The 11,066-nt window shown below is 68.0% G+C and carries 8 protein-coding genes and 1 pseudogene; 6 read left to right on the plus strand and 3 right to left on the minus strand.

Features of this window, described 5'->3' with window-relative positions; all coding sequences use genetic code 11:
- Positions 1–2: 2 nt before the first annotated feature.
- A complete protein-coding gene (locus ABIC21_RS15925) occupies positions 3–908 on the minus strand; it encodes an SDR family oxidoreductase (protein WP_354351348.1) in 906 nt (301 codons plus the stop codon).
- A gap of 283 nt (positions 909–1,191) precedes the next feature.
- Between ABIC21_RS15925 and ABIC21_RS15930 the strand changes: the two genes are divergently transcribed.
- The 4 genes from ABIC21_RS15930 to ABIC21_RS15945 all read left to right on the plus strand — a co-directional run bounded on the left by ABIC21_RS15930 (position 1,192) and on the right by ABIC21_RS15945 (position 6,538).
- The gene (locus ABIC21_RS15930) at positions 1,192–2,775 is read left to right on the plus strand and encodes an acyl-CoA carboxylase subunit beta (RefSeq protein WP_354351349.1); all 1,584 of its coding nucleotides are present in this window, start codon (positions 1,192–1,194) and stop codon (positions 2,773–2,775) included.
- Complete coding sequence (locus tag ABIC21_RS15935) at positions 2,772–3,008, plus strand: acyl-CoA carboxylase epsilon subunit (protein WP_354351350.1); 237 nt, start codon at positions 2,772–2,774, stop codon at positions 3,006–3,008. The genes ABIC21_RS15930 and ABIC21_RS15935 overlap by 4 nt, the downstream gene beginning before the upstream one ends.
- Before the next feature lie 99 nt (positions 3,009–3,107).
- Complete coding sequence (locus tag ABIC21_RS15940; protein WP_354351351.1) at positions 3,108–4,817, plus strand: DUF885 domain-containing protein; 1,710 nt, start codon at positions 3,108–3,110, stop codon at positions 4,815–4,817.
- A gap of 248 nt (positions 4,818–5,065) precedes the next feature.
- Entirely contained in the window at positions 5,066–6,538 is a 1,473-nt protein-coding gene (locus ABIC21_RS15945) for a dicarboxylate/amino acid:cation symporter (protein ID WP_354351352.1), read from the plus strand.
- Positions 6,539–6,625: 87 nt separating this feature from the next.
- On the opposite strand, the gene ABIC21_RS15950 is transcribed toward ABIC21_RS15945, so the two are convergent.
- Positions 6,626–7,186, minus strand: coding sequence for a hypothetical protein (locus tag ABIC21_RS15950; RefSeq protein ID WP_354351353.1), 561 nt, complete (start codon positions 7,184–7,186; stop codon positions 6,626–6,628).
- Between the two features lie 190 nt (positions 7,187–7,376).
- Between ABIC21_RS15950 and ABIC21_RS15955 the strand changes: the two genes are divergently transcribed.
- Together ABIC21_RS15955 and ABIC21_RS15960 are read left to right on the plus strand one after the other, a co-directional pair.
- Positions 7,377–8,120, plus strand: coding sequence for a TetR/AcrR family transcriptional regulator (locus tag ABIC21_RS15955; RefSeq protein ID WP_502936014.1), 744 nt, complete (start codon positions 7,377–7,379; stop codon positions 8,118–8,120).
- Position 8,121: 1 nt separating this feature from the next.
- A complete protein-coding gene (locus tag ABIC21_RS15960) occupies positions 8,122–10,662 on the plus strand; it encodes an MMPL family transporter (RefSeq protein ID WP_354351354.1) in 2,541 nt (846 codons plus the stop codon).
- A 200-nt stretch (positions 10,663–10,862) separates the two neighbouring features.
- Here ABIC21_RS15960 and ABIC21_RS15965 read toward each other — a convergent pair.
- Positions 10,863–11,066, minus strand: a pseudogene (locus ABIC21_RS15965) (HNH endonuclease); the annotation flags it as partial.

Consider the following 11,066-nt stretch of genomic DNA (forward strand, 5'->3'; position numbering starts at 1 on the left):
ACTCAGAGGAAGATGTCAGGAATCAGCCGGTCCTCCGTGGCGCCCAGGCTGTACGGGGTGAAGTCCGTGACGCCGGCTGCCGCCAGGACCTGCTCGTCGGTGTAGAAGTTCCCACTCAACCTGCCTGATTCCGGGATCGCGTTGCTGCTGGTCAGGACCGCGTGGGCCGCATCCGCCATGATCTCGGGGCCGCGGGCACCCTGGACGATCTTGTCGCCCCCCGGCATGTTGCGGATGGCGGCAGTGTTGATCAGCGTGCAGGGCCACAGGGAGTTCACGCTGATGCCGTCGACCTTCAGTTCTTCGGCGAGGCCCAGGGTGGTCAGGCTCATGCCGTACTTCGCCATCGTGTATGCCAGATGCATGCCCGCCCACTTCGGGTCCAGGTTCAGCGGCGGGGAGAGCGTCAGGATCTGGCCGGAATCCGATTCGCGCAGCGCCGGCAGGGAGAGCTTGGAAAGCAGGAAGGTGCCGCGGACGTTGATGTCCTGCATCAGGTCGTAGCGCTTCATGTCGACGTCGTCCGTTTTGGACAGGTCGATCGCGGAGGCGTTATTGATGACGACGTCGATCCCGCCGAAGCGCTCGACGGCGGCGGCCACCGCGCCGGCGACGTCGGCGTCGTTGCGCACATCCCCGACCAGCGGCAGGGCCTGCCCGCCGGCCGCCTCGATCTGCTCGGCAGCGGAGTAGACCGTGCCTTCCAGCTTGGCGTGCGGCTGGCCGGTCTTAGCCATCAGGACAATGTTGGCGCCGTCGCGCGCGGCGCGGGTAGCGATGGCCAGGCCGATGCCGCGGCTTCCCCCGGAGATGAGGATGGTGCGGCCCTGGAGGGAACCGGCGGCCTGGTAGGGCCCTGGCTGCTGGGACTGCGGGGAAGTGCCCGAAGCGTCGTTGCTCAAAGTCATGAGGACACTCTAGCCGACTCATGTTACTGGTGAGTAACATTGGCGCGCCGAGCCCCTCCGGACATCAACCCCCGACGGCCACGTGCTGCTTCAGGTGAGAGTTGGGACGAATATTGTAGGTTTTCTACAGCGGCATGGGCCAATAGCGTCACTAGACTTGCCATCAAGGCCCGGCTTTTGTGGATACCAGCTAAAGCGCCACGCGGGACAGGGCCGGCGCACCACAGCACTGCCAGCACCACACGATTCAGCAGAACATCAGCTACAGAGCCGGAGACACTTGATGAGCCACGATCTGACCACGACCGCGGGAAAGATTGCCGACTTCCGCGACCGCCAGGCCCGTGCTGAGCAGCCCTCCGGCCCGGAAGCGATCGAGAAGCAGCACGCCCGCGGGAAGAACACGGCCCGCGAGCGCATTGACCTGCTGCTCGACGCCGGCTCCTTCGTCGAGTTCGACGCGCTCGCCGTGCACCGCTCCACCGCCTTCGGCATGGAGAAGAAGAAGCCGCTGGGCGACGGCTTGGTCTCCGGCTACGGCACCGTGGACGGCCGCCCCGTAGCCGTCTACAGCCAGGACTTTTCCGTCTATGGCGGCTCGCTGAGCCAGGTCAACGGCGAGAAGATCGTCAAGGTCCAGGAGTTCGCGCTGCGCAACGGCTGCCCCGTAGTCGGCATCCTCGACGGCGGCGGCGCCCGTATCCAGGAAGGCGTCGCCTCGCTCGCGATGTTCGCGGACATCTTCCGCAACAACGTCCACGCCTCCGGCGTCGTCCCGCAGATCTCCCTCATCATGGGCCCGTCCGCCGGCGGAGCCGCGTACTCCCCGGCCCTGACCGACTACGTGGTCATGGTGGACAAGACCTCGCACATGTTCATCACCGGCCCGGACGTGATCAAGACCGTCACGGGCGAGGACGTGGACATGGAAACCCTCGGCGGCGCCCGGCAGCACAACGCCAACACGGGCACCTCCACCTACCTTGCCTCCGACGAGGCCGACGCCATCGAGTTCGTCCGCGAACTCCTGGACTTTTTGCCCTCCAACAACCTCGCCGAAGCCCCCGTGCTGGAGCACACCCAGGAGCTGGAGCTCGACGACGACGACCTCGCCCTGGACGCGCTGATCCCGGACTCGGCCAACCAGCCGTACGACATGCGCAAGGTCATCGAACAGATTGTCGACGACGCGCACTTCCTGGAGATGCAGTCCCTCTATGCCCCGAACGTGATGATCGGCTACGGCCGGGTGGAGGGCCACACGGTGGGCATTGTGGCCAACCAGCCGATGCAGTTCGCCGGCACGCTGGATATCGCCGCCTCGGAGAAGGCTGCCCGCTTCGTCCGGCACTGCGACGCCTTCAACGTCCCCATCATCACGCTGGTGGATGTCCCGGGCTTCCTGCCGGGCAAGGACCAGGAGTTCCAGGGCATCATCCGCCGCGGCGCGAAGCTGCTCTACGCCTACGCAGAAGCCACCGTGCCGAAGGTGACGGTCATCACCCGGAAGGCCTACGGCGGAGCCTACATCGTGATGGGCTCCAAGAAGCTCGGCGCGGACCTGAACCTGGCCTGGCCCACGGCGCAGATCGGCGTGATGGGCGCCCAGGGCGCCGTCAACATCCTGTACCGCCGCGAGCTTGCCGCGGTCGCGGCGGACGGCGGCGACGTCGAGGCCAAGCGCGCCGAGGTCATCCGGCAGTACGAGGAAGAGCTGCTCAACCCCTACCAGGCCGCCCAGCTCGGCTACGTGGACGCCGTCATTGCCCCGTCCGAGACCCGGGTCCAGATCATCAAGGGCCTGCGTGCCCTGCGGGACAAGCGCGCCAGCCTTCCCGCCAAGAAGCACGGGAACATCCCGCTGTGAGCCCCACAGTTGAGCCCGGGGACAGCCCGGCAGGCGAGCGGCCGCTGTTCGCCGTCGTCAAGGGCGAGCCGACGGCGGAGGAGCTCGCGGCGCTGGCCGCCGTCGTGCTGTCTGTCGGCGGCGACGAAACGGCCGAGACCCAGACGCCAAGCGCCCGGCACTGGATCCGCCGGCAGCAGCTGCAGCTGGCACCCAAGCCGGGGCCCGGTTCGTGGAAGCGCAGCCGCGGCTAAGGCACCCGAGTTCCTGCGCCACCAGGCCCCGGACACGAAGCCTGGTAAAAAGTGCAGCAACCCTTTCATAACAGCCCCAGCCCGGCTAATGTCTTTCGGGTGACTACTGAACCCACTGAAAACACTGCCGCCAACAACCAGGTTCCAGTGCGCCCGCACACCGCCATCGACGCCGTCGCCGATGCCTTCACGGACACCCTGATCCGGCTTAACCCGAGCTTCGCCACCGAGCTCGGGATTCCCGGGCACGAAACCGATTACCAGGACTTCTCCCCCGCCGGGCACGAGGAATTCGCGGCCGCCGCACGCGAGGCCCTGGCGGCGCTGGACGGCCTGGCGCCCGCGGACGACGTCGACGCCATCACCTTGGACGCCATGCGCGAGCGCCTGGGCCTGCAGCTGGAGATCCACGAATCCGGCTGGGACCTGGCGGAGCTGAACAACATCGCCTCCGCGCCGCAGGAGATCCGCGCGATCTTCGACCTGATGCCGACCGACACCGCGGCGCAGTGGGAGCACATCGCCGGACGCGCGCACAACGTCCCCGCCGCGCTGGACGGGTACATCGTGTCGCTGCGCACCGCCCTGGCGGCCGGCAAAGTTGCCGCTGCGCGCCAGGTGAAGATCGTGATCGAACAGACCACCAAGCACGCCGCGGAGGACGGCTTCTTCGCGAAGCTGGCCGCCAACGCCAAAACCGCGGAGGGCCCGCTGCCCGAGGACGTGCAGTCCGCGCTCGACGCCGGCGCTGCCGCCGCGCGCGTGGCCTACTCGCGGCTGGCCGGCTTCCTGGAGTCCGAGCTGCTGCCCGTCGCCCCCGAGAAGGACGCCGTGGGCCGCGAGCGCTACTCGCTGGCCTCCCGCGCGTTTATTGGCGCCGCCGTGGACCTGGAGGAAACCTACGCCTGGGGCGTGCAGGAACTCGACCGCCTGATCGCCGAGCAGGAGCGGGTGGCCGGGGAAATCCGCCCCGGCGCTACGATCGACGAGGCCAAGCAGATCCTGAACGACGACCCCGCCCGGCAGCTCAAGGGCACCGAGGCCCTCCGGGTGTGGATGCAGGAACTCTCCGACAAGGCCGTGGCCGACCTCGCCGGCGTGCACTTCGATATCCCGGACGTCATGAAGACCCTGGAGTGCAAGATCGCCCCGACCGACGAGGGCGGCATTTACTACACCGGCCCCTCCGACGACTTCAGCCGCCCGGGCCGCATGTGGTGGTCCGTGCCGCCGGGCGAGGACACCTTCACCACCTGGGCCGAGACCACCACGGTCTACCACGAGGGCGTCCCGGGCCACCACCTGCAGGTGGCGACCGCCACCTACCGCCGCGAACTGCTCAACAAGTGGCGCCGGAATGTCTGCTGGACCTCCGGGCACGGCGAAGGCTGGGCACTCTACGCCGAGAAGCTGATGCAGGAACTGGGCTACCTCAAGGATCCCGGTGACCACATGGGCATGCTGGACATGCAGCGCATGCGGGCCGCCCGCGTGGTGTTCGACATCGGTGTCCACCTGGAGCTGGACGTGCCCGAGCGTTGGGGGTCGGGCACCTGGACTCCGGACAAGGGGTACGGGTTCCTCAAGCAGAACCTCGCGATCAGCGAGGGCCAGCTGAACTTCGAGTTCACCCGCTACCTCGGCTGGCCGGGCCAGGCGCCGTCGTACAAGGTGGGCCAGCGGCTCTGGGAGCAGATCCGCGCCGAGCTCGAATCCCGCCCCGGCTTCGACCTGAAGGCCTTCCACACCAAGGCCCTCAACATCGGTTCCGTCGGCCTCGACACCCTCAAGCGCGCGCTGCTGGGGTAAGTCGAGCTCCCCCAAGCCATGCGCGAGTGCGCAGTTCGCGGCAGTGTTTTCTAAGAACATTGCCGCGAACTGCCGTCTCGGCGCAGGCACGCAGAGACAATCACCACATTCGGCTCGGGAATAACTTCACAAACGGGTTGCCCCCCCGCGTAATTCCGGGGATTTCGCAGCCGGGAATTAAAACCAGCCGCGTCATATTTCTCAACATCCGTTCGCCGTGCTAGATGCGCCGGACCTAGCGTGATCCGGTGAGCACTCAGACAAGCACCCCCGCACCCGCCGGAAAGACCGGCTTCCAGCTGCCCAAATGGGCCGGCTCGTTCGGCTTCCAGATCATCGCGGCCCTGATCGTGGGCCTGGGACTCGGCCTGCTGGCCAAGTACACGGGCAGCACCAAGGCGAATCCCAACGCCCTCGGCGCCACGCTGCAGACCGTCGGCTCGAGCTATGTCTCGCTGCTGCAGACCGCCGTCGTGCCCCTCATCTTCACCGCCGTGGTCAGCTCCATCTCCAACCTGCGCGCCGTCTCCAACGCCGCCCGGCTGGCCTGGCACACGCTGCTCTGGTTCGCCATCACCGCGCTGATGGCCGTGCTGATCGGCATCGGCCTGGGCGTGCTTCTGCAGCCCGGTGCCAACACCGGCATCACCGGCGAGGGCGAAGCACCGTCCAAGGTCGGGAGCTGGTGGGCGTTCCTGACCGGGCTGTTCCCGAAGAACTTCCTGGGCCTCGGCGCCAGCACCACCGTCACCGAGGGCGCCGCCACCACCGCCGTGAGCTTCAACGTCCTGCAGATCCTGGTGATCGCGGTCGCCGTCGGCATCGCAGCGCTCAAGGTGGGCAAGGCGGCCGAGCCGTTCCTGAACCTCAACGCCTCCGCCCTCGCCGTGATCCAGAAGGTCCTCTGGTGGATCATCCGGATCGCCCCGATCGGCACTGTTGGCCTGATCGGCAACGCCGTGGCGATCTACGGCTGGGACACCATCGGGTCCCTGGGCAAGTTCACCTTCGCCATCTACGTGGGCCTGGCCCTCGTGCTGTTCGTCGTCTACCCGGTACTGGTCCGCGCCCACGGCCTGTCCATCAAGCAGTACTTCTCCGGCGTCTGGCCGGCCGTGCAGCTGGCCTTCGTCTCCCGCTCCTCGGTGGGCACCCTGCCGCTGACCCAGCGCGTCACCGAACGCAGCCTGGGTGTCCCCCGCGGCTACGCCTCCTTCGCCGTACCGCTGGGCGCCACCACCAAGATGGACGGCTGCGCCGCGATCTACCCCGCCATCTCGGCGATCTTTGTGGCCCAGTTCTTCGGCATCCAGCTCGACTTCACCCAGTACCTGCTGATCGCCCTCGTCTCCGTGCTCGGCTCCGCCGCGACCGCCGGCACCACCGGCGCCGTCGTGATGCTGACCCTGACACTCTCCACGCTGGGACTGCCGCTGGCCGGCGTCGGGCTGCTGCTGGCGATCGACCCGATCCTGGACATGGGCCGCACCGCGGTCAACGTGGCCGGGCAGGCCCTGATCCCCACGATCGTGGCCAAGCGCCAGGGCATCCTCGACGAGTCGCTGTACAACGCACCGCGCACCGGTGACCCGTTCACCGACGAAGTCGACAACACAGTCGACACCACAGCCGACGGCGGCACCGCCGACGCCCATCCCTCCGCTGACGCGTCTCCCGCGGCGTCGCCGGAAGGCCGCGAGCTGGCCGACGCCAGGGCGTAAGCGCCACCAGCCAACACAGAAGTCCCCGGGAGATCCCCGGGGACTTCTGTGTTTTACCGCGTCAGGGACGGCAGCGGCGCGGTGGGACTAGTGTCCGCCGCCACCGATCACACCCTTCTCGATGGCCTTGGCGACGGCGTCCGCTTCGGCCTGGGTCAGGGTGCCGTCGGTGACCGCCGTGTCCAGCTTGGTCTTCAGCGCCGCGGCGCGGTCGGCCTGGGCCGCCGTCCGCAGCTCCTCCAGGGCCGCGGTGACCTTGGATTCCTCAATGCCCAGCGACTCCGCGAGCGACTTCGCCAGTGCCGCGTCCCTGGTGGCGCGGTCTGGCTTGGTTCCCTCGGCCGGCGGGGTGGTCGGCTTGTTGGCTTCGCGGAAAGCCTGCAGGGCCTCGGTCACCTTGGCCTCCTCAACGCCGAGCTTGGCTGCCAGTTCGGCGGCCTGGGCGGCGCCGCGCTGCCCGCCCTTGCCGTGGCCGCCGCGCATGCCCTGACCGTCGGTGGTTCCGGGCGTTGCCTCTGCCGAAGCGCTGGAGCTGGGGGTGGGCGTCGGAGTCGTGGCTGCTGACGCCATCCCGGTAACGCCGAGGCCGGCGCCCAGGGCCAGCGCCCCGGCCGAGATGGCGAGCGTCATTCTCTTCGTACGTGACATGTGCTGTCTCCTGGTCTGCAGCTGGTGACGGCTGCGGTTGGTGGTTGTCTTTTCCAAGACGTAGTTCAAGTCTCTGCCGGACCCTTCAGCGGGAGCTGTTCGGAACCTTTCATCTTGCTGTGAAGGTTGGCGACGGTCGCTGGCCGGAAAAAAGTTGCCCTGAGTGCAAACTTGCACGTAGTGTAAGTGCGTGTCCGCTTCCCTATCCCACAGCGCAGCCGTCCCGCCGACGTCCGACCCGCCATCCGACGGTCCGTCGCGCCGCGAACTGAATAAGGCGGCCACGCGCCAAGCCATCACCGACGCCGCCCTGGCGCTGCTCCGGTCCAACGGCCCCGGCAACTTCACGGTCGAGGACATCGCCGACGCCGCTGGCATCTCCCGCCGCACCTTCTTTAACTACTTCGGCAGCACCGAGGCGGCCATTGCCGCCGTCACCTTCGGCTTCCTGGACAAGGCACTTCAGCAGTTCCGGCTGCGCCCGGCCGGGGAACCTTTCCTGGAATCGGCCCGGGCAGCCCTCGTGGAGCTCGCGGACCCGATGACGGTAGCTCCCCTGGCCGAGCTGTACAGCCTTGGCCAGGCCAATCCGCAGCTCAGCCGGTCCGAGCTTGAAGCCTGGGACCACTGCACGGTCCAGATCATTACTGCGGCCCGGGAACGGCTCAGCGAAGGCGTCGAGCTCGACGAGCTGTACCTCCGTGCCCTCGCCGGCTCAGTCATCTCCTGCGGCAAGGCCGCCATGGACGTCTGGTTCCTGCGCTGCGGCGGCTCCCTCACTGCGGAATCCCTGTCCACGCTCCGGCAGCTCCTGATCGATTCCATGGGCCTGCTGGGCTCCGGATTCGCCCGCCCTGACGCCGCCCCTTCAACCACCCAGGCAGCCAACCCGGCGCCCAACTCCACCGCCACCCCTTCCCCAGATCGGCACTGACATGGCCCTGATGCTCTACCGCCTCGGCAAGTTCTCCTACCGCCACCGCTGGCTCGTCATCTCCCTGTGGCTCGCCGTGATGGTGGCCGTCGGTGGAGCGGCAGCCGCCTTCCACGGCACCCTGTCCAATAATTTCCAGATCCCTGGCACCGAAACCCAGCAGATGGCGGACAAGCTCAAGACCGAGCTTCCCTCGTCCTCCGGCGGCTCCGCCAGCGTGGTCTTCGAAGCCAACGCCACGCAGTTCAGCCAGGCGGGCAAGGACGCGGTCACCGCCGCCCTGGCCAAACTCGAAACCCTCCCGGACGTTCAGGGCACGGTCGACCCGTTCGCCACGCAGGCGCAGCTGGACAAGGCCGTCACCGATCTGGCCGCCGGCAAGGAGCAGTCCGCTGCCGGCAAGGCCCAGCTGGAGACGGCCGCTGCCGAGCTCGCCGCCGGAAAGGCCCAGCTGGACGCTGCCGAACAGCAGATGGCAGCCGCCGGCATGCCGGCCGCTGCGATCGAGGCACGGCTCGGCCAGCAGAAGGCTGCCCTCGCCGCAGGCCAGGCAAAGCTCGACGCCGGCACCCAGGAACTGGAGGCCGGCGAGGCCAAGCTCGCCCTTGGCGCCCGCCAGCTGGAGGCCTCGGAAGGCCTCCGCTTCGTCTCCGGGGACGGCAAGGCCGCGATCGCCCAGGTGCAGTTCAAGACCTCCATCAACGGCCTCAATCCGGAGGTCCGCCAGGAAGTCCAGGACATCGTCAAAGAGGTCTCCGCCGCCAACGTCACCGCGCTGCCCAGCAAGGAAATCAGCGAGGACATCTCCGAGCTCTTTGGCACCGCCGAGATCATCGGCATCGCGGTTGCGGCCCTGGTCCTGATCATCATGCTCGGGACCCTGATCGCCGCCGGACTTCCGCTGCTGATGGCCGTCGTCGGCGTCGCCGTCGGCGTGGGCGGCACATTCGCCCTCAGCGGTGCCACGGATATGAGCTCCATCTCCCCGATGCTGGCGCTGATGCTCGGCCTCGCCGTCGGGATCGACTACTCGCTGTTCATCGTCAACCGGCACCGCGGCCAGCTGCTCTCCGGCATGGATCCCGAGGAGTCCGTGGCGCTGGCCACGGGCACGTCCGGCAACGCCGTGCTCTTCGCCGGCCTGACCGTCATCATCGCCCTCGCGGCCCTGGTGGTCCCGGGCCTTCCGTTCCTGGCCGTTATGGGCCTCTCCGCCGCCGCCACGGTGGCCGTCGCCGTCGTCGTCGCCCTGACCCTGACACCGGCAGTGCTGTCCCTCGTGGGCCGGAAACTGATCTCCAAGCGGGCCTGGGCCAAGGCGGACCGGCACAACGCCGCGCCCGGCCACGAAACCGAGGACCGCGCCAAGGACGAATACCGCAGCAGCCACGGCTGGGGCGGCATTGTCACCAACCACCCGTGGCTGGCCCTGCTGGCCGGAGTGGTCCTGCTCGGTGTGGTGGCCCTGCCCGCCGCCCAGCTGCGGCTCGCACTGCCGGACGCCAGCTCCGAGCCGGTCGCCTCGCAGGCCTTCAAGGCCTACGACGTCACCAAGCGGAGCTTTGGCGAGGGCATGACCGGCCCGATCATCGTGGTGGGCGACCTCCCCGAGGGGCTGAGCGAAGCGGAGGCGCAGGCCACACAGTTCGACGTCGCGGACATCCTGCGCGGGACCGAAAATGTCACCGCCGCCGTGCCGCTGGCCCTGAGCGAGGACCGCCGCACCGCGGTATTCCAGGTCATCCCGAACGAGGGCCCGGCCAGCGCCAGCACCGTTCGGGTGGTTTCCGAACTCCGCGCCGAGAAGGACCGGATCAAGGACACCACCGGCGTCAGCATCGGGCTCACCGGACAGACCGCCGGCAACGTCGACGTGTCCACCAAACTCGGGGACGCACTGCCGCCGTACTTGGCGATCGTGGTGGGCCTCTCGCTGATCCTGCTGCTGCTGGTCTTCCGCTCCATCTGGGTGCCGCTGCTGGCTACCGGCGGATTCCTGCTCTCGCTCGCCGCTGCCTTCGGTGCCGTCGTCGCTGTCTACCAGTGGGGCTGGCTCGGGCCGCTCTTCGGCGTCGAGAATCCGGGCGCGGTGCTGAGCTTCCTGCCGATCATCCTGATCGGTGTGCTGTTCGGCCTGGCCATGGACTACCAGGTATTCATTGCGTCCGGCATGCGCGAGTCGTACATGCACGGTGAATCGGCCAAACACGCGGTCCGCTCGGGCTTCAGCCACGCCGCTGCTGTGGTCACCGCGGCCGCGATCATCATGGTCAGCGTGTTCTCGGGCTTCATTTTCTCGCACCTGAACATGGTCCGGCCGCTCGGCTTCGCCATGGCGTTCGGTGTGCTGATTGACGCCTTTGTGGTCCGGATGACGATCGTCCCCGCCGTGATGTACCTGCTCGGCGAAAAAGCCTGGTGGCTGCCGCGCTGGTTGGACCGCATCCTGCCGGACGTCGATGTTGAAGGCGCCAAGCTGCGCAAGCCCGCGGCTGCCGTCCCGGGTCCTGTCGCCGAAGCAGCCGGGGCCACCGCCCGGTAGCCCGTGCCGGCTGCCGCATCGCGACCCGAGCCGCCCGCTGATCTTTCCGATCGGCGGGCGGCTCTGTTGTGGGGCGCGTTCGGCGAAACTGGCGTCAGACCACGACGACGACGGCGGCACCATCCATCCAGGCAGGCTGGCTGCGCGCTCGGTTATTTTCAGGCTGCCGGGTGCTTATGGTCAGGCTGCCCGTTGATTGTTCAGGCCGCCCGTTGGCGTTGCTTTCGGGCTTGGTGGAGGTCGTTGGCTCTGCTGCGGCGTTGGCGGCGGTGGCTTGGGCTTTTTGCCATGGCCAGGTCCGGTTCCGCGTGCCGGGCAGGGGTTCCCGGCGGTGGCGGGGCGGTGGAGTGGTAGGTGTGGCCGGTGGGGGTGGTGACGCCGAGGGTGTGCCGTGGGCCGGGCCG

This window comes from Pseudarthrobacter sp. PvP090, assembly GCF_040547365.1.
Taxonomy (GTDB): domain Bacteria; phylum Actinomycetota; class Actinomycetes; order Actinomycetales; family Micrococcaceae; genus Arthrobacter.